The organism is Sporosarcina newyorkensis, from assembly GCF_900167515.1.
Lineage (GTDB): Bacteria > Bacillota > Bacilli > Bacillales_A > Planococcaceae > Sporosarcina > Sporosarcina newyorkensis.
Genome location: NZ_FUYJ01000004.1, coordinates 270680 through 291596, shown reverse-complemented (window position 1 = coordinate 291596; position 20917 = coordinate 270680). Strand labels below are relative to the sequence as shown.

21 protein-coding genes and 2 pseudogenes are annotated in these 20917 nt (G+C 40.7%); 14 read left to right on the top strand and 9 right to left on the bottom strand.

All coding sequences use genetic code 11. The features are described 5' to 3' along the window. Window position 1: 1 nt before the first annotated feature. Window positions 2–658, bottom strand: a complete 657-nt coding sequence (locus B5D59_RS10385) for a midas domain-containing protein (RefSeq protein WP_078817857.1) — start codon at window positions 656–658, stop codon at window positions 2–4. 59 nt (window positions 659–717) lie between these two features. Continuing rightward, window positions 718–900, bottom strand: a pseudogene (locus tag B5D59_RS10380) (YkvS family protein); the annotation flags it as partial. Between the two features lie 442 nt (window positions 901–1342). Between B5D59_RS10380 and B5D59_RS18565 the strand changes: the two are divergent. The 7 genes from B5D59_RS18565 (at window position 1343) to B5D59_RS10345 (ending at window position 8146) form a co-directional block, all read left to right on the top strand. Then, entirely contained in the window at window positions 1343–1513 is a 171-nt protein-coding gene (locus B5D59_RS18565; RefSeq protein WP_078817856.1) for a Spo0E family sporulation regulatory protein-aspartic acid phosphatase, read from the top strand. 181 nt (window positions 1514–1694) lie between these two features. Then, on the top strand, window positions 1695–2564 hold the full coding sequence (locus B5D59_RS10370) for an NAD(P)-dependent oxidoreductase (protein WP_078817855.1): 870 nt from the start codon (window positions 1695–1697) through the stop codon (window positions 2562–2564). A 236-nt stretch (window positions 2565–2800) separates the two neighbouring features. Then, the gene (locus B5D59_RS10365) at window positions 2801–4819 is read left to right on the top strand and encodes a sensor domain-containing protein (RefSeq protein WP_078817854.1); all 2019 of its coding nucleotides are present in this window, start codon (window positions 2801–2803) and stop codon (window positions 4817–4819) included. A gap of 76 nt (window positions 4820–4895) precedes the next feature. Next, the gene (locus B5D59_RS10360; protein WP_009765674.1) at window positions 4896–5123 is read left to right on the top strand and encodes a hypothetical protein; all 228 of its coding nucleotides are present in this window, start codon (window positions 4896–4898) and stop codon (window positions 5121–5123) included. A 143-nt stretch (window positions 5124–5266) separates the two neighbouring features. Further along, window positions 5267–5710, top strand: coding sequence for a cyclic-di-AMP-binding protein CbpB (gene cbpB, locus B5D59_RS10355; RefSeq protein WP_009765673.1), 444 nt, complete (start codon window positions 5267–5269; stop codon window positions 5708–5710). A 122-nt stretch (window positions 5711–5832) separates the two neighbouring features. After that, a complete protein-coding gene (locus B5D59_RS10350) occupies window positions 5833–7272 on the top strand; it encodes an MDR family MFS transporter (RefSeq protein WP_139365998.1) in 1440 nt (479 codons plus the stop codon). After that, on the top strand, window positions 7259–8146 hold the full coding sequence (locus B5D59_RS10345) for a transcriptional regulator CcpC (protein WP_078817853.1): 888 nt from the start codon (window positions 7259–7261) through the stop codon (window positions 8144–8146). The genes B5D59_RS10350 and B5D59_RS10345 overlap by 14 nt, the downstream gene beginning before the upstream one ends. Before the next feature lie 315 nt (window positions 8147–8461). Here the strand turns inward: B5D59_RS10345 and B5D59_RS10340 are convergent. The 4 genes and pseudogenes from B5D59_RS10340 to B5D59_RS10325 form a co-directional block, all read right to left on the bottom strand. Beyond that, window positions 8462–9651 (bottom strand): annotated as a pseudogene (locus tag B5D59_RS10340) (MFS transporter). Between the two features lie 138 nt (window positions 9652–9789). After that, window positions 9790–10245: a TlpA family protein disulfide reductase gene (locus B5D59_RS10335; RefSeq protein ID WP_078817852.1), complete on the bottom strand. Its 456-nt coding sequence runs from the start codon at window positions 10243–10245 to the stop codon at window positions 9790–9792. A gap of 104 nt (window positions 10246–10349) precedes the next feature. Beyond that, on the bottom strand, window positions 10350–10892 hold the full coding sequence (locus tag B5D59_RS10330) for a peroxiredoxin (protein ID WP_078817851.1): 543 nt from the start codon (window positions 10890–10892) through the stop codon (window positions 10350–10352). A 175-nt stretch (window positions 10893–11067) separates the two neighbouring features. Then, on the bottom strand, window positions 11068–11370 hold the full coding sequence (locus B5D59_RS10325; protein WP_078817850.1) for a hypothetical protein: 303 nt from the start codon (window positions 11368–11370) through the stop codon (window positions 11068–11070). 202 nt (window positions 11371–11572) lie between these two features. Between B5D59_RS10325 and B5D59_RS10320 the strand changes: the two genes are divergently transcribed. From B5D59_RS10320 to B5D59_RS10300, 5 genes are read left to right on the top strand one after another with little or no spacing between them, the layout of a single operon-like run. After that, the gene (locus B5D59_RS10320; protein WP_009765664.1) at window positions 11573–12679 is read left to right on the top strand and encodes an ABC transporter ATP-binding protein; all 1107 of its coding nucleotides are present in this window, start codon (window positions 11573–11575) and stop codon (window positions 12677–12679) included. Continuing rightward, complete coding sequence (locus tag B5D59_RS10315; RefSeq protein WP_078817849.1) at window positions 12669–13493, top strand: ABC transporter permease; 825 nt, start codon at window positions 12669–12671, stop codon at window positions 13491–13493. Before B5D59_RS10320 ends, B5D59_RS10315 begins: the two co-directional genes overlap by 11 nt. After that, on the top strand, window positions 13477–14277 hold the full coding sequence (locus B5D59_RS10310; protein WP_078817848.1) for an ABC transporter permease: 801 nt from the start codon (window positions 13477–13479) through the stop codon (window positions 14275–14277). Before B5D59_RS10315 ends, B5D59_RS10310 begins: the two co-directional genes overlap by 17 nt. Then, window positions 14274–15347 carry an ABC transporter substrate-binding protein gene (locus B5D59_RS10305; RefSeq protein ID WP_078817847.1) on the top strand — a complete coding sequence of 358 codons (1074 nt, stop codon included), beginning with the start codon at window positions 14274–14276 and terminating at the stop codon, window positions 15345–15347. Before B5D59_RS10310 ends, B5D59_RS10305 begins: the two co-directional genes overlap by 4 nt. A 45-nt stretch (window positions 15348–15392) precedes the next feature. After that, window positions 15393–16052, top strand: coding sequence for a potassium channel family protein (locus B5D59_RS10300; RefSeq protein ID WP_078817846.1), 660 nt, complete (start codon window positions 15393–15395; stop codon window positions 16050–16052). A 54-nt stretch (window positions 16053–16106) separates the two neighbouring features. Here the strand turns inward: B5D59_RS10300 and rnjA are convergent, their stop codons facing one another. From rnjA to def, 3 genes are all read right to left on the bottom strand, one after another. After that, complete coding sequence (rnjA, locus tag B5D59_RS10295) at window positions 16107–17774, bottom strand: ribonuclease J1 (protein WP_009765658.1); 1668 nt, start codon at window positions 17772–17774, stop codon at window positions 16107–16109. Between the two features lie 4 nt (window positions 17775–17778). Further along, window positions 17779–17988 (bottom strand): DNA-dependent RNA polymerase subunit epsilon, encoded by a 210-nt coding sequence (locus tag B5D59_RS10290; protein WP_040758295.1) that lies wholly within the window; start codon window positions 17986–17988, stop codon window positions 17779–17781. 241 nt (window positions 17989–18229) lie between these two features. After that, complete coding sequence (gene def / locus B5D59_RS10285; protein WP_009765656.1) at window positions 18230–18787, bottom strand: peptide deformylase; 558 nt, start codon at window positions 18785–18787, stop codon at window positions 18230–18232. A 98-nt stretch (window positions 18788–18885) separates the two neighbouring features. On the opposite strand from def, the gene B5D59_RS10280 reads away from it, so the two are divergent. Further along, entirely contained in the window at window positions 18886–19521 is a 636-nt protein-coding gene (locus tag B5D59_RS10280; RefSeq protein WP_078817845.1) for a YkyA family protein, read from the top strand. 280 nt (window positions 19522–19801) lie between these two features. Then, entirely contained in the window at window positions 19802–20917 is a 1116-nt protein-coding gene (gene pdhA / locus B5D59_RS10275) for a pyruvate dehydrogenase (acetyl-transferring) E1 component subunit alpha (protein ID WP_009765654.1), read from the top strand.

The window sequence follows — 20917 nt, the reverse complement described above, 5'->3', positions numbered from 1 at the left end:
ATTACTTGATCGTTGAAGCCATTTCTGTGAATTCTTTAATATGCTCATTGTCTTCTGTAGCATAAATTGTCACGCGTACTAACTTGTCCTCACGTTCCATCACAAAGCCTTTGAAGTATCCTTCATCGGATTTAGCTTCGGCTCCTTTTACGTTCGTAATGCCTTCACCTTGAGGAAGTTCTGCTTCGTCTGTTAATTCAGTCGGCTCAGCCCCATCTGTTGACGCAGCTAATAATTCTTCCATGTTTTCATACCATTCATCGAAACTGAAAGCTTCTTCGTCTTTCGCTGTCGTTTCAATTCGCATAAACGTTTCGCTGTCTTCGTCTACATATAAGCTATCTCTTCCAGGCTCTTCACTTGTTAATGTATATCCTGGCATCACCATAACCGAATAGTCTTGAGCATCACTTTTTGTTTCGACTGCGTCTTTAAGCAAGTCTTCTTCTTCTGTGCTGTCTGCTTCATCTCCCTCTGCAGTTGCACTGTCAACGTCTTCCTCAATGTCCGTTTCAGGCTCGTCAGCAGGTGTTTCCACTGCACTTCCATTCGTGCCGTCAGTTGATGAAGGATTGTCATCTGAATCAGATGTTCCGCAAGCTGCGAGCAGTAAGGATGCTGCAAATGAAGCGAAAATAATGCGCCATTTGTTGTTCATATCGATTCACTCCTCTATTTACGATTCTACTAATTGGACGGATAGGCGAGAAGAAGGTTTCATTCTGCCGCACTATGGATAATTTTGTAGCGTTTATGGTTGATAACGGTTTTTTCCTCCATCTCCAACTCATCGAAATCCTCCATATATGTCAAATCCACAATAACAGAGTTTTCATTGACTTTCTCCACAATCCCTTGTAAACCATCTTTGAATTCAATAATATCCCCGACTTCTGCAATCGTCATCATACAACTTCCTTTCTATCTTCATGAATTACTCTAGTTATGGTAGAGTGGTACAAATCTATTCCTGAGAATTACTTTCTAGTTTGCCTGAAAACTTACAAAAGGTAAAGGGTTATCTTCTAAGAAGTCGATAAAAAGAAAGTTCAATTACGTCTCGGCGTAATTGCGTCCAGATTTTGATTTGTGCTTAAGTCTACAGGAAGTAGATCATGCGGGCATTGGGCGATCTTAGCCTGCGTACTTCTGTTGTTCAGCGAGCATTTGAACAACCAATGAACAGGAAATAAAACGGCATTAATTTCATCATCTATACAGGTAGAGTCTTCCGCTGAATAAAGATAAAGTTGTCGGAAAGTGTCGACAACTTCATAGAGCTAATTATTCATGCTTTTAGTATAATATAAAAAGTAGCCTATTATGATGGAAGGTGTAGTGTTTGAACTGTAACTTTGAAATTCAAATCGAATGTCTTAGAAACCAGTTAATAGAAGTCGCTCAACATGAGGGGATGCATTCTGAGCGTACAATTATTCTGAGTCGTGAGCTGGACTTACTGATAAATGAATATGAAAGACAAAAAGAAAAAAGTTTTGAAAAAAATTTGTAATTTATGTTTATATATACGAAAAGGGGGCATAATATAATTGAACACAGCAACATTCTCATTTCCCCCTTTTGTGGATCAATCTTATTTATAAGATTGGTCCTCTTTTTTTGTATCCTTTATTGTAAATAAATTCTGACTCCTATACGATGGAATATATAAATGTATTGTAAGGAGTGATTAAATGAAAAATGAAAAGATAGCATTTATTGGGACCGGTGTGATGGGTGCGAGTATTGTAAAACATTTAGTAAACGCATCCTACGATGTAACGGTGTATACAAGGACGAAGTCTAAAGCGGATCCTTTGGTTGAGCTTGGCGTGCGGTGGGCAGACTCTGTAGGAGAAGCTGTGCGTGAAGCAGATATTATCTTTACGATGATTGGCATGCCGGCAGATGTGGAAGAGGTTTATCTGTCAGAGAACGGCATCTTTGCGAATGGTCGTCCTTCTCAAACGGTAGTCGATATGACAACATCGAGCCCGGAGTTGGCTATTGCTATAGCTCGAAAAGCAGAGTCGCTGCAGATGCACTCTCTCGATGCACCCGTTTCCGGCGGCGATATAGGCGCACAAAATGGCACTCTCTCTATTATGTGTGGCGGTAAAAAAGCGCTATATGATCGTTTGTTGCCGATACTTTCTGTTTTTGGAAAGCAAATTGTCTATCAAGGCGATGCAGGAGCGGGGCAACATGCCAAAATGTGCAATCAAATTACAGTGGCAGGAAATATGATTGGTGCGTGTGAAGCACTCGCTTATGCTATGAAATCAGGACTGGATCCAGATACTATGCTGCAGTCGGTAGCTTCTGGTGCCGCCGGTTCGTGGAGTTTATCGGCTCTCGGTCCGCGAATCATTGAAGAAGACTACGAGCCTGGTTTTTTTGTGAAGCACTTTGTGAAAGATTTAAATATTGCGTTACAGGAGACGGAAAGATTGAATTTAGAGTTACCGGGCCTGAAGCTTGCGCGCAAAATGTATATAGAATTGCTGGATCAAGGATACGGAGAAAAAGGTACTCAAGTCCTGATTAAACAATATATCGATTAAGTAATGAAGCATAGGGGCGTTCTAGTCCCTTTGCTTCTTTTTCTATTCAATTAACTTGTCTTTAGGAAACGTTACGTGAATAGTCACAAAGGGAAGTATAATCTAGGTATCTAGTCTTTTATAGCAGATTAAATAGCTGTATACTTATTGATAAAGGTGAATCTAACTGTATCTTAAGTATTAAAAATAATTAAAAGTGCACAATAGAATTTGTAAACGAAAGGAAGCGTCTCAAAATGAACAATGAAGAACCATTTGATCATTTTCTTCAAAAGGAAGAGCCGCAAGCTCACTCTACTATGGTCGTCATCTTAGATGTAAGCTCCAATCAACATATGAAGATTTTGTATACAAATGAAAGTTCTACATCATTCTTTTCATCGAGTAAACATTCGCCTGAGCAGTTTTTTGGTCTATATTGGTCAGCAATCCGAGAAGCTATAGTAGAAAAAGCTGCTACTCTAGGTTCATGCCAGATTTCTATTATCGGACAAGAGCCATTGAAAGTGACTATGAAGGAGTTAGCTGATTCCTCTAAAGGTTTTTTACTTCTCTTGGAATTTCAGAATTCTGTCTCCCGGAATGCCAATCAGCTATGGAAAGAAAAATATCAATCCCTTCTATTTTCCAATTCAGACGCACTGCTTACATTAAATGGACAAGGACAAATTACATTTTGCAACCCTATGATAAAAAAACTACTTAATTATAAGCCGAAACAATTGATCGGCAAGCCGTTTCATCAGCTTGTAAGTGAAGTAGATCAGCTAAGTTTCAGGCAGTTATGGTCTTACGTGAAACTTGGAAAGACATTTGAATTGCCGCACATCGAGCTAATGCATCAAAAAGGCCATGAATTGCTGGTTTCGCTAAAAGCACTACCTGTTGTAGTGAAGGGAGAGCATCTGGAGACACAAGTCATCTTAAAGGAATTACCGAACTATTTGATCAGTAATTCTAAAAGGTATTATCTTTCATACCATGATCACTTGACAGGACTGTGGAACCGCCGAATGTTGAAAATTCATTTCGCCCAAGATTCACTTCAGGCTGTGAATGAAAAGGGGAAACTCCGCATTATTCATTTAGGTATTGATCGTTTTAAAGTGGTAGTGGAGTCACTAGGCTATATGGCAGGCAACCAAATCTTAAGGATGGTTGCTGAGCGTTTAAGAAAGATTTGTACAGCGGGTGAGAAAGTTTATCGTAATAGTGGAGATGAGTTTATTTTTCTCGTTCAGGAATACAGCTTCGCCCAAACGGAGCGAATTTGTAATGAAGTGTTATGTTCTTTTAAAAAGCCTTTTCTGTTTAACGGCCAAGAATATTATTTATCTATTTCTATAGGGATTTCTACGTTTCCTGAACACGGAAATACCATTGATGAGCTGACGGAAAAGTCCAAGCAAGCTTTGTCCGTCACAAAACAACGAGGCCGTGCTCATTTTCGATATTTTGAAGAGGATATGAAGGCAACGTTTACAAATGAAGCGTTGATGGAATCTCACTTACGGCGGGCAATTGAGTTTGATGAATTGAAAGTTTGTTTTCAGCCGCAAGTGGAATTAGAAACGGGGACGTCCACAAGCTTTGAAGCCTTACTGCGTTGGAATAATCGCAAGTTTGGTGAGGTTTCTCCAGCCGACTTCATTCCACTTGCTGAAGCTTCCGGTATTATTCATGTAATTGGGGACTGGGTTATCGATCAAGTGTGCCAGCATTTGAAAGAGTGGCAGAAAAAACAGTATAAACCTGTGAAAGTTGCGATCAATATTTCACCAAGTCAGTTCAGATCAGAAAATTTTTGCGTTAAACTGTTTGATACCGTACGTAAATACGAATTACAGACGAATTGTATTGAAATTGAAATAACAGAGAGTGCGCTCATGAGGCCGGATGAAACGTTAAAGTCTTTACGACAACTTAAAGAGATGGGCTTTACTATTTCCGTTGATGACTTTGGAACGGGTTATTCTTCATTGAGTTACTTAAAAAAATATCCGATCGATATAATTAAAATAGACCGTTCTTTTATACAAGATATCGAAATGGATGCCAAAAATGAAGCAATTGCCAAAACGATCATTAATTTAGCACATAGCTTAGGTATGAATGTGATTGCTGAAGGAATTGAAACCGTTTCACAGGCTGAAATTTTGAAGGAATCCAAATGCCGGATTGCGCAAGGATTTCTATACAGTAAGGCTGTGCCATCAGAAGTCATTGAACGAGACTATTTAGAAATTCATCAGTAATGTGTAAAGAGACACATAAATTTCTGCCTTCTGCACAAACTTTATTGTAATGGATGTGCAAAAGGAGTGATGGATTATGTGGGATATATGGCTATGGCCCATGATTTTTGTGAGTGCTATTATGCTGTGGATTTGTTTGGCTGCAGTCAGAAAATCGAGTCGTTCGCTGCAATTGAATGAAAAAGATCAAATTCCTGAGACGGTAGCAGAGCATCCTTATACGATTAATCCGATACTCTGGATCATACTTATCGCCACTTTCTTTGCCTTGTTTGTAATTTTTTATTATTGGGCCTCTTCCTAATGAAGGAAGAGGTTTTTGTTTTTGGAAACAATTCATCTTTTGAGGTGAAAAAAGGCTATTTGTGGTATGATGGAATGGAAGCGGATACTTTTACTTTTTCATTGATAGTTTAACGATTTGACGAACAGAAGGAGCGATTACGTATGGTTTCTATAAATAATAAAGAGTTTCTCTTTGCGCCGATTGCTGACCAAATAATTTCTTCAGAAAAAGTTGCTCATGTGCAAATCGGTAATAACGCAGAACACGCTCTTCTCGTTTTAACGAAGACAGGTTATTCTGCCATCCCTGTACTTGATCACCAGTATCATTTAAAAGGCTTACTCGGGATAGGTATGATTACAGATGCCATTTTAGGTTTAGAACGTATTGAATATGAACGATTAGAGAATATTAAGGTAGATGAGATTATGGAAACATCGCTTCCGACGATTCGAGTAAATGAACGTTTTCAACGAGCGATGGACCTGTTGATTAATCATCCATTTTTATGCGTGACAGAAGAGGATGGGACGTTTGCAGGTATTTTAACTAGACGAGTAGTTATGAAAGAGTTTAAGAAATATCTTTATAATGTTCAAGCATAAATTGATAGTTTGTATAGTTAGATGACAACAAGGCTCCTCTTATGGAGTCTTTTTCTATCTAGAATGGAGTTGAGCGCTCAGTGCAAAAGGAAACAAAGCGTCCGCTCGTGCTTGCGGCAGTGATGCTGGCAATGTTTGTCGGAGCTGTTGAGGCGACGATCGTTACAACTGCCATGCCGACTATCGCATCTGAGCTAGGCGGTTTTTCACGTTATAGCTGGATATTTTCCTCGTATTTATTAATGAGTACCGTCACCGTATTGATTTATGGGAAATTAGCAGATGTCTTTGGAAGGAAACCTATATTCTTTGTAGGATTGACGATTTTTTTGATAGGCTCCATATTATGCGGTTTTGCGGGTTCGATGGAACAATTGATCATTTACCGCCTTGTACAAGGAATAGGAGCAGGGGCTGTCATGCCTATTGCCACGACGATTGTTGGAGATATATACTCAACCGAGGAGAGAGCAAAGATTCAAGGATACTTATCAAGCGTCTGGGGGATTTCTGCGGTTTCCGGTCCCGTCATTGGTGGTTTGCTTGTTCAATACGTGAACTGGCAGTTTGTCTTTTGGGTAAATGTTCCGCTCGGAATTCTCGCCATGGCAGGCATTTTCTTTTTCTTGCATGAGCCAAAAGAGACGCACAACGCATCGGTTGATTATAGAGGAGCGGTTTTGCTGACGATCGCCTTGTCATCAATTTTAGTTTGGCTTGTGGAAGGTGGACAAGCCTTTGGACGGTTCTCTTTAATCGGTCTGCTGTTGTTAGCAGTATCTGCTGTCATTTTCTTTTTATTTTTTAGACAAGAACAGTTGGCAAAGGATCCACTCATATCGTTTAGTATCTGGAAGAATCCCATCATTTTGTATGCGAATTTAGTCTCCTTAACAACTGGCGTTATTTTAATCGGTATTTCATCCTACTTACCTACGTATGTATCTGGTGTAATGGAACAGAAGGCGATTATAGCTGGATTTGCATTGACCGCGATGTCTATCGGCTGGCCATTAGCCTCATCTTTAGCCGGGCATCTGCTCATTCGTTTTGGACCGTTTCTCGTATCGTTTGCCGGCGGTATATCCCTTGTGGTCGGCTCGATGATGTTCGTCTTCATGAATGCAGGTTTAGGTCCGATTTGGGCAGCGTGTTCGAGCTTCTTCATTGGGGTTGGGATGGGGCTGACGAACACATCGTTTATCGTGACGATTCAAGGTGCTGTATCGCGAACGCAAAGAGGTTCTGCCACAGCTGCAAATATGTTCATGAAAAACTTTGGGAATACGATAGGTGCTTCCGTCTTCGGTGCTATTTTGAATGGTACGCTGCTTACGTATTTTGCGGCAGAAAAGTTAACGTATTCCGTAGATAATGTAAATAGCTTGCTGACGGAAGAAAGTCGATCGTTGATACCGATTAAAGAGCTTGTAAGCTTGCAAACCGGTTTAGAAAACTCGTTGCATTGGGTCTATATTGCAATTGCCTTTTTTGCATGGATTAGTTTACTGCTGATTTTACGAATACCTCGAGGAAAGGTGTATGAACATGTCGACAACTGAGTTAGATATTATAAAAGCGTTGGCGGAAGAAGGAAATATGCGAAAAGCATCGGAGCGATTACATTTATCCCAGCCTGCGCTTTCTCAACGACTGCAAACAATTGAAAAGGAATGGGGAATGCAGTTGTTCATTCGTTCCCAGAAAGGGCTTGAACCTACGCCTGCCGGTGAGCATGTGATCGCCTATGCGAAAGAGTCTTTAGCAAAACGGGATGAAACGTTGGAGTTGATTGCATCACTTGAGGATAAAGTCCATGGAACGCTGAAGATTGCCTGTGCATCAATCATTGGCCAGACATGGCTACCACAAGTATTGAAAGATTATGTGGCTTTGTATCCGGATGCCAAAATTTCATTGATGACCGGCTGGAGTTCTGAAATATCCAATGCGCTGTATGAAGGAGAAGCGCATATTGGAATTGTCAGGGGGCAGACGGACTGGAAAAGTAATCGCAAGTATTTATTCCGCGATCAGCTGTATTTGGTCGATCGAGAAATCTCGACAATCGACGAGTTGAAAGATACGAATCGGCATTTTATCCAGTTTAAAAGTGATTCGAATTATTATATGGAAATACAGCGTTGGTGGAACAAGCATTTCAATCAACACCCAAGCCGCCAAATTATCGTGGATCAAATTGAGACGTGTAAGCAATTGGCTTTGAATGGGATTGGTTATGCGATCTTACCTTCCATCACGCTCTCGGGCGACGAACGTGTGAATCGTATTCCTTTGTTGAATAGTGAAGAGGAATTTGAGCTGACGCGAGATACATGGCTAATCGGCTACAACTCCACTTTTGAACTGAAGCAAGTAAAGGCATTCGTGGAAATCGTTCAAAAGCATGCCGAGATATTAACGAAGCAATCATAAAAAGCACAAATACTGTATTCACAGCACTTTGGGATTTCAGCTTTAAGATAAATAGCGGCATTGGTTCGGGAGTTTGAGCTAGAGAAGGGGTGCCCTCCGTGAAGCGTACCGTCTGGAATGCAAATCCCGATATACACACTATTGATATTCTACTTTTTTGCGTTTAGTTTGATAAAAAGCTTAATTGAAGTTTAGAAAGCATCCATTTGGAACGTAGGTCAACGGTTCTTTTACCATTCGCCCATTCTTCTGGCGTCTGGATGGAAAACATTAATAAAAAGGCCTTTCCATAGAGGAAGGCCTTTTTGCTGTGGATTAGGTAGTCCTTGAAGACTGCAGAAGCTCTTTGTTGCTCTTTGCCCAATAGGCTGCGAGAGAAAAGCATAGTAACAGGATGAACATACCGACTACGTATGGAGAACTCATATTGATGTCGAAAATGTAGCCGGCCGTAGCGGGACCGACCATATTGCCTAAGCTCATATAGGCATTCATCATCCCGGCGGCATACCCTTGCTCTTTTCCGGCTAATTTTGAAACGAGTGTATTGACTGCTGGTCGCAATAAGGAAGTGGCGGTAGAAAAGATCGTTGCCACCAACAAGATTGTGAAAAATGTATTGACGAACAAGATGCCGAGCATGGCGAATGCAGCGACGATTAAATTAATCAATATTATACGCATCTCACCAAAGCGCCTGAAGAGTCGATCGATGACGAAAGTCTGAATAATAACACCGACAAATCCACCGACTGTGATAATAACTGCGATTTGAGAAGGTGTATAACCGTATTTGTGATCGACATAGAGTGAAATGGTGATTGGAAGTTCGCTAATCCGAAAGAAAAGACGAACATAACAATGAGCATCACAAAATATGGGGTTTTTGTAGAACGCCACATTTGCTGTAATAGGTTTTCAGCAGTCGTTGCACCCTGTAAAACAGGTTTAGGGTTGGGCAAGAAAATTAGTGAGAAAATCGCAGCGAAGAAGGATGCACCCGTTGCCGCATAGAATGGAAAGACCAGACTAATTTTCGATAGAAATCCGCCGATTCCAGGACCAATCATAAAGCCTAATGACATGGATGCGCCGAGAAGTCCCATGCCGCGACCACGGTTTTCGAGAGATGTAATGTCCGCAACAAAAGCCATTGTCGGAGGGATGATAAAAGCAGCGCCGAAGCCGGAAAAGAAGCGGGCAATATACAACATCCAAAGATCAGTTGATAAGCTGAAAGCTAACTGAGATGATCCGTAAATAATTAAACCGATAATGATAATACGTTTTCTGCCGTGTTTGTCTGAAAGGTTTCCAGAAAAAGGAGAGAAAATAAATTGAGCAAATGAAAATATTGCAATTAAGAGTCCAAGTGCTTGTCCTGCTACTCCAAATGTTCCTAAGTATTCGGGCATGATTGGAATAATAAGTCCGACTCCTGCCATCGCGATAAACATGTTGAACATTAAGATGTAGAGGGCAAAGTTTTTTGATTGTATGGCCATTCGACTGCTCGCTTTCTAGGAACTTTTTGTCTATCGTATCATAAAGCAAAGAGGATGACACTTGCTGTGCTTGTAATTTTCTTTGGTTTGATCGAAACAGAAAAAACCGGTTCCTAGTCTAAGGAACCGGTTGCGTGATCAATCTTCTTTTTTCATTTCATCCAATACTCGATTGACACGCTTTTCGAGCATCTTCATACCGCTGCCGCCTGCTTGGAAATGGCGAAGCTGTCCATCTTTATCAAAGACATAATAAGCAGGCACATATTGGTTTTCGAATGCGTCGCTTAACTTTAGTTCACTATCTACGAAAATGGGTTGAGTTATATCATGCTCGGCTGCTACTTTTTTGATTTCTTCTAGATTGGTATCGTCTTCTGAACGCGGCATATGCACAGCTACTACGTTGAGTTCATCTTTATATTGATCTCTGAAGTTGTTTACATCTGGCATTGCTTCTTTACAAAGGTGGCAACTAATAGACCAAAAGTGAATCAGTGTCGGTTTTTCTCCAACTAGTTCAGATTTAGTAGTTTCACCGTTTAACCAAGTTGTCGCACCTTGGAGTTCAGGCATTTGTGTACGTAATTTCATCCAAAGTTCCTCCTAGCTAAGTGTAAAAGAATAAATTTTATAAAAAAATCCCCACGATTGGTGTCATGCGTGGGGGTGCTTATCCATCTTGAAATCGGAGTAAATTAAAGTGTTTCTTGACCCGGGCGCCAGTTTGCAGGGCAAAGGCCGCCAGTTTGCAATGCTTGCAGTACACGAAGAGTTTCATCCACATCACGACCAATGTTATTATGGAAAACTGTTTGGTATTGAAGTTCTCCTTCAGGATTGATGATGTAAAGACCGCGTAATGCGATTCCTTCTTCCTCTATCAATACGCCGTAATCACGTGATACTGCATGGTTCGTATCTGCTGCAAGTGGGTAGTTAAGTTGTTCAAGGCCATTATCTTTGCGATCTGTATTAATCCATGCAAGATGTGTATGGATGGTATCAGTGGATACGCCGATTACTTCAGCATCCAAGTCTTCGAATTCATCATAGCGATCAGACATCGCAGTGATTTCTGTTGGACAAACAAAAGTGAAGTCCATTGGATAGAAGAAAAGAACTGTCCATTTGTCGTTTTTAATGTTTTCTTGTAAACTAACTTTCCCAAAAGATTTGTCAGCTAATACTGCCTCCATTGTGAAATCTGGAGCTTGTTTACCTACCATGCGCTCAGCCATTTATAAACCCCTCCAATTAATCTTGTATGCAAAACCTAGTCTGTATTGCACAATTCTTATATAGACTATCAAATAGTGAATCCAAATACAATTAGATTGACTTGAAAATTATAACAATTAGTAAATGTTAGTGAAGATAGTATATGCGAAGAAATTGGGCAAGCTAAGTGTAAGCTTACTCAAAATCTTGTTGGCAGTCAGAGGGCTTCAATGGTCGCGATTGGCAGGTTTGGCAATTGGGATCACAGATCATTTCACGCCATTCATCGCAGTCTTTGCAGTAGCGTGCATCAAACTCATCGCTATAATGCAGAGGTTCCATACACTCAATACAATGAGAGGCCATTTCTTTCCAAGATCGGATTTTCTCCTTGTTTACAAGAAAGATTCCCTCTAGTTGATTTTCTCTCGTTGCTGGTTCTGTTTTCCGATTCCGCTTGGCATCAGAATCCAAATAAAAAAACAAATGGTCTTCCAACTGAATCCCTCCTTAATCAATGGCTTTATTTTACTATGCCCGTTGCAAAAAAACAATTTTCATGACTATTTTCCTGTATGTTATATTTTCGCTTGAAACCACGAGAATATTTGCTTTCGGGATTGTTTTGTGTATAATGATTAGGTTTATAAGTTTTCATGTAGTATATGTAATAAGTAGAGTAGTGTAAGGAGGAAACATATTGACAAATCAACCGATTATCCGCTTTGAAAATGTCACGAAGCGATATGACGAGTCGACGACTGTACTCAATCGCGTTTCATTTGAAATGGAGCGGGGGAAATTTTATACATTGCTTGGCCCTTCTGGTTGTGGGAAGACTACAATCTTACGTTTGATTGCTGGATTTACAGAAGCTACGGATGGCACAATTCTTTTCAATGGAAAGAAGATTAATTCTGTTCCGGCAAACGAACGACAAGTGAACACTGTATTTCAAGATTATGCACTTTTTCCCCATTTAAATGTATATGAAAATGTAGCATTTGGATTACGCATTAAAAAAGTAAAAAAGAATGAAATTGACCGCAGAGTGAAAGAAGCGTTGAAATTTGTCAATTTGGCGGGCTATGAATCTCGAGAAATCACAGAAATGTCAGGTGGCCAGCGTCAGCGTGTTGCTATTGCACGAGCAATTATCAATGACCCTGAAGTGATTTTGCTGGATGAACCTTTATCGGCGCTCGATTTAAAGTTGCGGTCAGAAATGCAGTATGAATTGCGGGAACTGCAGCAGAGACTTGGAAAAACATTCGTCTTTGTAACACACGATCAAGAAGAGGCGCTTGCGATGTCGGATGAAATTTTCGTAATGAACAATGGAGAGATCCAGCAATCCGGCACCCCAATCGATATTTACGATGAACCGATCAACCGTTTTGTTGCAGATTTTATCGGTGAATCAAATATTGTATCTGGAAGGATTATCAAAGATTATTTAGTGGAGTTTACAGGTAAGCAATTCGACTGTGTGGACGGTGGATTTTATCCGAATGAGAAAGTAGACATTGTCATTCGTCCCGAAGATCTGGAGATGACCACGATTGAAAAAGGGAAGCTGAGTGTCACAGTAGATACACAGCTATTCCGCGGAGTTCATTATGAATTATCTACTTACGACACGGACGGTAATGAGTGGTTGGTCCATTCGACGAAGCCTGCAGACGTAGGCACGATGATTGGATTGGATTTTGCTCCGGCGGATATTCATGTCATGCGATTGAATGAATCGGAAGAAGACTTTGATGCACGTCTGGAGTCGTTTGGAGTGGCGGAAGATGAAGAATAATCCGCTGCGCTTTGTTTATGCCGTGCCGTATGCTGTGTGGATGCTGTTATTTGTCTTGGCTCCGATAGCGGTCATAGTCTATTATTCATTTTTTGATTTGTCGGGGAATTTAACGCTAGGTAATTATCGTAACTTCTTCAGTTCAATCTATTTTAAGTTGACGATGAGTTCTTTTTGGTATGCATTTCTAATTACTTTTTTTTCTTTGCTGATCTCCTATCCGACGGCTTATTTCCTTACAAAAACAAAGCATAAGCGATTGTGGTTGCTGTTGATCATCATTCCGTCTTGGATTAATCTTCTATTGAAGACTTACGCATTCATTGGTTTGATGGGGCTGTATGGGCCGATCAATGGTTTTTTGGAAACGATCGGAATCGGCAGTCAGCAGATCTTATTTACAGATTTCAGCTTTGTATTCGTATCGGTCTATATTTTTATACCATTTATGATTTTACCGATCTTCAATTCGCTTGATAAAATCAACCCGACTTTGCTTGACGCTTCGAAAGATCTGGGTGCGAGCAGTTGGGTAACGTTTAAGCGGGTCGTATGGCCAATGACGATCGATGGTGTGAAGTCGGGTGTGCAGGTCGTCTTCATTCCTGCGCTTTCTTTGTTCATGATCACCAGGTTGATCGCGGGCAACAAAGTGATTACGTTAGGGACCGCAATTGAGCAGCAATTCCTAGTAACACAAAACTGGGGAATGGGATCGACGATAGCAGTGTTCCTCATTATCTTCATGTTTTTGATCATGTTGCTGACATCAGGAAAAGAGAAAGGAGCCTCCGCTAATGGGAAAACTAAGTAGTCTGCCAAGGATCTATTTGGCCCTAGTTTTTGTAGTTTTATATGCTCCTATTTTCTATCTCATTTATTATTCCTTTAATTCCGGTGGCGGGATGTCTAATTTTGAATCCTTTACTTTGGAATATTATCAAGCGGTGTTCCAGGACACACGCCTTTTGATCATCGTCATGAATACGATAATTATTGCTTTGCTGTCTGCCTTGTTATCTACAACCATCGGGGTAATTGGAGCGTTAGCAATTTATTTCATGAAAAATAAATCCATGCGGCAAACTGTATTGTCATTGAATAATATCTTAATTGTCAGCCCGGATGTAATCATCGGTGCATCATTTTTAATATTATTTACACTGATCGGTGTCAAACTGGGATTTGCTTCCGTCTTAATCTCACACATTGCGTTCAGTATACCGATTGTGGTGATTATGGTGCTGCCTAAGCTGCTTGAGATGAGCACTTCTCTAGTGGATGCTGCACTCGATCTCGGGGCTTCTCGCAGAGACGTTCTGACACGTGTAGTACTGCCGTATATTAAGCCGGGGATTTTCGCTGGATTCTTTCTTGCGTTGACGTATTCATTGGACGACTTTGCGGTGACCTTTTTCGTGACAGGGAATGGTTTCTCGACGTTGTCGGTTGAAATCTATTCAATGGCTCGAACAGGTATTACATTGACGATCAATGCGCTGTCCGGCTTGATTTTCGTTATTACCATGGTATTGGTGCTGGGTTATTATATCATCGGCAATAAAACGAAATCACCTAACCAGGGGGTGAAGAGATGAAAGGGCTTGTAAGCAGTGCGGCAACCATTTTGCTCGTTTCTTTTGTCTTATTGTTCATCAACCTCCAGCTTGAAAATAAACATGGGCGAGTAGGGAAAGATACGATAACCGTCTATAATTGGGGAGAATATATCGACCCGGAACTGTTGAAGCAATTTGAAGAACAGGAAGGTATTAAAGTAATATATGAAACGTTTGATTCAAATGAAGGAATGATGGGGAAAATTGAGCAGGGCGGTACTTCTTATGATATTTCGGTGCCTTCAGAATACGCTGTTCAAATGATGGAGCAAAAGGATTTATTACTGCCTTTGGATTTTGATAAAATCCCGAATATCAAGAATATTGACCCGTACTTTATGAATCTCGCGTTTGATCCGCAAAATAAATATTCGATTCCTTACTTTTGGGGGACGCTGGGCATTGCCTATAATCCATCTCTTTTGGACGGACAGACTTTCGAGAGTTGGGAAAGTTTATGGGACGCATCATTGCGTCAGAAGGTGATTCTAGTCGACAGTGCAAGGGAAGTACTTGGTGTCGCATTGAATTCATTTGGTTATTCATTGAATTCGACTAGCTTGCAGGAGTTGAAAGAGGCTACGGATAAACTTGAAACAATGGGCCCCAATGTAAAAGCTGTAATTGGTGATGAAGTTACCCAGTTGATGATTAACAACGAAGCTTCTGTCGCACTTACATGGTCGGGTCAAGCGGCAGATATGATCTCAGAAAACGAAGACATTGATTATATCGTGCCTGAAGAAGGATCGAATCTGTGGTTTGATAATATTGTTATCCCTCGCACTGCTACAAACATTGAAGGTGCCTATAAATTTATCAACTTCATGTTGGACCCTGAAGTTGCAGCGCAAAATGCGGAATACGTAGGTTACTCTACGCCGAATGTTAAAGCGTTATCCTTCATGGATGAGGAAATCACGGAAGATGAAAGATTCTATCCGGATGAAGAGGCGAGAGAACATTTGGAAGTGTATAAGAATTTGGGACTGGAGACGCTCGGAGTGTATAATGAGTTATTCCTGAAATTCAAAATGGGATTACGATAAGGCAAGGGAGCCGGATGGTTTCTACGTAATGTGAGGAGCATGGATATGAAAAAAGAATTTGTGGTCATCGGTTTAGGGCGTTTTGGCGGCAGTATTGTCAAAGAACTGATCGAACTTGAAGCGGATGTTATGGCGATTGATAAATCACAGGAACGAGTGGATGAGTTTGCGAACATTGCTACACAAGCAGTAGCGGTCGATACGACAGATGAAGCGGCTTTGAGATCTTTAGGTATTCGAAATTTCGAGCATGTTGTCATCGCGATTGGTGAAAACATTCAAGCTAGCATTTTAACCACGTTGATTCTCAAAGAAATTGGTGTCTCTCGGATCACAGTCAAAGCGCAGAATGATTATCATGAGAAAGTGCTGCGGAAGATAGGGGCAGATCAAGTCGTCCATCCTGAACGTGATATGGGGAAGCGTATTGCAAATAATTTAGTTTCCAATAACATACTGGACTACTTGGAACTGTCGGATGAATATTCCATCGTGGAGATACAAGCAAACGATCATCTTGCCGGATCTTCCCTGATTGATTTGGATATCCGTGCTAAGTTTGGAGTAAATATCGTCGCGATCAAAAGAGGTACGCACATTCTGGTGTCCCCTCAAGCGATAGAACAAATCGAAGTCAATGATATATTGATTGTCATCGGTTCGGATTTAGATATTCATCGTTTTGAACGAAAGGCGCTACACTAATACTTAACAAAAAAGCAAGTGCAGATTAGATGCGCTTGCTTTTTGTATACCATTTTATAGTTCCATAATAACCGGAAGAATCATCGGCTTACGTTTTGTTTTTTCGTAGAGATACGGAACGAGTGTGTCGATAATATCGCTTTTCAATTGATTAACGGAATCTGGCTTAGTTTCCAATTTCCGTTTCAATGTTTTGGATAGCATATATTGGGCTTCGTTGATCATGGCGCCTGATTCACGCATGTAAACAAATCCGCGGGAAATCAAATCAGGACCGGATACAAGGCGGTTTTTCTTCGTATCGATCGTTGCGACAACGATGACTAAACCGTCTTCTGATAAAATTCGGCGGTCGCGCAATACTACATTGCCGATATCGCCGATGCCGCTTCCGTCAATGTAGACATCCCCAGAAGGAACTCGGCCGGCAAGTCTGGCTGTTTGATCAGTAAGTGCAAGCACATCACCGTTCGCCATGATGAATACATTTTCACGCTCTACATCGCAATCTACAGCGAGTTGTTCATGCATCGTCATCATACGGTATTCACCGTGAATCGGCATGAAGTACTTCGGCTTGATCAGACGCAGCATCAACTTCTGTTCTTCTTGTGATCCGTGACCGGATGTATGAATATTATTTAACGGACCGTGGATGACTTCTGCTCCTGCGCGGAATAACGAATTTATCGTCTTGTTGACGCTGAGCGTGTTGCCTGGAATCGGAGAAGATGAGAAAATCACCGTGTCACCCGGCTGAATTTGTACTTGTCTATGCGTACCATTTGCAATACGTGATAGTGCCGCCATTGGTTCCCCTTGGCTGCCCGTACAAAGAATCATCACTTCATTTGCAGGCAGGCGATTGAGTGATTGGGAATCGACGAATAAATCTTTTGGTGCATCGATATAACCTAGTTCTCGTCCGATCGTGATGGCATTGTCCATACTGCGTCCGAAAACAGCAATCTTCCTGTTGAAGTTTTGAGCGGCTTCGATCACTTGTTGCAAACGGTGGATATTCGAAGCGAAAGTAGCGAAAATGATTCGTCCATCTACAGTACGGAAGATATCATTCAAGCTTTCTCCGACTTTTCTTTCGGACATTGTAAAGTTCGGCACTTCGGCATTTGTACTATCTGATAGAAGACATAGCACGCCTTCGCTTCCTATTTTTGCCATCTTGTGCAAGTTCGCAGGTTCTCCTACAGGCGTGAAATCGAACTTGAAATCTCCTGTGTGCACGATATTGCCGGATGGTGTTTTGATTACAACACCAAAAGCGTCTGGTATACTGTGCGTTGTTCTGAAGAAAGATACGGCTGTTTTACGGAATTTAATAAAATCATCTTCTTCGATTTCATGTAGCTTCGTAGTACGAAGCAATCCGTGTTCTTCTAATTTATTACGTAATAAACCAATCGCAAGTTTTCCTCCATAGACTGGGATATTTACTTTGCGCAATAGATAAGGGATTCCGCCGATATGGTCTTCATGTCCGTGCGTGATAAAAAGTCCTTTGATTTTGTCGACATTACGTTCAAGATATGTGTAATCAGGAATTACATAGTCAATGCCTAACAAGTCATCTTCAGGAAATTTAATCCCAGCGTCAATGATGATAATTTCATCTTGGAATTGCACACAATACGTATTTTTACCGATTTCACCTAGTCCGCCTAGGGCAAATACGGCCGTTTCGTTATTTTTAATCGACTTCATTTATTTAGACCTGCTCGACCTGGAAGTGAGGGGAAGCTTGTTCGTACTCTAAATGTTCGCCTTCCAGCTTTTGAATGTATTCGATCATAATCTGGCGGTCTTGCAACTGATCGCGGACGGCCTTCTCTGTTTCGGCTTCAACGTATAAGCTCTGTGTGTTTTCGCGGACTGGAACTTGGTGTACGTTTTCATGGTAATAAACTTTAAAAATCATAATGAACTCTCCTTTTTTACGTTCGATATAAAACATATTCTTCATAATAGCACTTAATTTCTTTAAAATAAAGAAAAGCCCACCAATTGCTTGGCGGGCGTAAAAGTCTAGGCAATAGTCTTTTTACCGAGCAGGCCATTCAGTCGTCTAAGCAATTTGCGTTTAAGACGTTTGTACATGGCTTCATCACTCCTTGACAAGACTATACCATAATCTGAACTCTCTGTCAAGTTTTATTCCTTTACTCTCTTTCGAACGGGATAGCACCTGGGATATCTTTATAAGGAGCATTCTCATCAATATGGTCATAAAACATAATGCCGTTTAGATGATCCAGCTCATGCTGAAAAGCGATGGCAGGTAACCCTTTTAAACGTTTCTTTATTTCATTGCCTTCTTTATCATATGCTTTAATTGTGATGCGCGAATAACGTGGGACATATCCTGGTACGTCACGGTCTACAGATAAGCAGCCTTCTCCAGAAGAAATATACGTTTTTTCTACAGAGTGGCTTACGATTTTCGGATTAATGGCAATGAAGTTCGTCAAAGGTTTTTCATCGTCAGGTATATGCAAAGCAAATACTCTTTTTGAAGCATTCACTTGAGGTGCTGCTAGACCGATTCCTGAACGTAAGTTATATTTTTCACAGAGCTCTTCATCTTGACTGTTTACTATATATTCTAATAGGTCATCACATAATTGTTGATCTTCAACACTTAATGGGAAAGTCATCTCTTTTGCTTTCGCGCGCAAGGTTGGATGCCCCTCACGAATAATATCTTTCATTAAAATCATTTCTACTCTTCCTTTCGGATATGGTTGTTACTAGTATAAACGAACCTGAAAAATGGTGAAAGAGAAAAGTACGGAGAATAGTTTAGGAGGCTTCTTCTATGAAGAAAATAATATTGATAATTGCAATGGTCTCAGTGTTGAGTGCATGCTCTGAAGACCAGACAGTGGAACAGCAGCTTACAGACACGCTGGCCGACGTAAATGAAAAGGAGAAACAAGGAATAAGCTACGTGAAAAAGCTGAACCAGCAAGAATTAAAAGAACAAAAACGCTTCACCGATACGATGGAACTAACCCAAGAACAATATCCAGAAGTGAAAAAGCAAGTTGCTTCTTTGAAAAAATCAGCAAGAGAACGAACGATCATAATAGAAAAAGAAGAGAAAGCTTTAAGCGAGGCTAGAGAAGCGGCAGACAAGTTGTCTGCGTTGATTGACATAGTGGACAAAGCAGAAAAAGAGACGTTGGAAAAACTAATTCAAGCTTTAGAAGAACGTTTTGAAAAACATGAGCAATTGATTTCGGATTACAAAAACCTCATTGATGCACAAACTCAGCTGTATACTCAATTGGAAGACCGAGAAATTCGCTCCAGCCAATTACAAAAACAAGTTAAGGAAGTGAATATCTTAACTTCTGGTCTTCAACAGAAAATAGACGAATTCAATAAATCCACAAATGAGGTCAATCGATTACAAACACGTGCGTTTGGAAGTTTAGAGAAAGCGAAATAAGGAAAGAGAAAAGCAGGGAGAATATACCCTGCTTTTTTGGAGAGTCTAATTTCGGGAGGAATATTGACTAGTCAAACAGTGGAATTGCAGCATCTGTACCAATACAGAAGTCATATTGTTTTAGTACAGAGTGTTTTTTGAAAAGACAGGTAATGAGCGGAAACTCTTTAAATACAATGTTTGACCAAGCGCTCAGTTTTGAGTATACTTGGAAATATAGTTAGTTGTATTAATTTTATTCGAAAACAATATAATACAGATACGAAGGAGAGATCAAGATATGGTAGCTAAAAAAGGAAATCAGTATGATCCGGTGAAAGCGCTTCAACTGATTGAAAGCCAATTTGATATGGTGCAAATTCTCAATGAAGAAGGAAAAATCGTAGATAAGGACCTAGATCCGAAACTTCCTGACGAAGAATTAGTTGAATTGATGACTCGCATGGTTTATACACGAATTTTGGATCAACGTTCCATTTCTTTAAACAGACAGGGGAGATTAGGTTTCTATGCTCCTACGGCAGGTCAAGAAGCTTCTCAGCTTGCTTCTCAGTATGTTTTGGAAAAAGAAGATTTCATTCTTCCAGGTTACCGTGATGTGCCTCAATTGCTTTTCCACGGCTGGCCGTTAGATATGGCGTTTTTATGGTCAAGAGGCCATTATGAAGGCAGCGTTATTCCGGATGGTTTAAATATTTTCCCTCCTCAGATCATCATTGGCGCTCAATATATACAGGCAGCGGGAGTCGGTCTGGGTTATAAGAAAAAAGGAAAGAAAGCAGTTGTTATAACATATACAGGTGACGGTGGTACTTCTCAAGGTGACTTCTATGAAGGGTTGAACTTCGCGGGAGCTTACAAAGTACCGGCAATCTTCATTATCCAAAATAACCAATATGCAATTTCTACTCATCGGGATGTGCAGACGGCTGCAAAGACACTAGCTCAAAAAGGCGTGGCTGCAGGCGTGCCAAGTGTTCTGGTTGACGGCATGGATCCGTTGGCGGTATATGTAGCGACTCGTGACGCAAGAGAGCGTGCAATCAATGGCGACGGTCCAACATTGATCGAGACGATGTGTTACCGTTACGGACCGCATACAATGGCTGGGGACGACCCAACACGCTATCGTACATCTGATATTGACAGCGAATGGGAAAAACGTGACCCGATCGTTCGTTTCAGAACTTACTTAGAGGGCAAAGGCATCTGGTCTAAAGAACAGGAAGAAAAAGTTATTGAACGGGCGAAAGAAGAAATTAAAGAAGCAATTAAGAAAGCAGATGCGGCTCCAAAACAAAAAGCAAGCGATTTTATGAAAATCATGTATAAAGGCGATCTGCCATTTAATTTACAAGAACAATTGGATGTGTATGTTGGAAAGGAGTCGAATTGA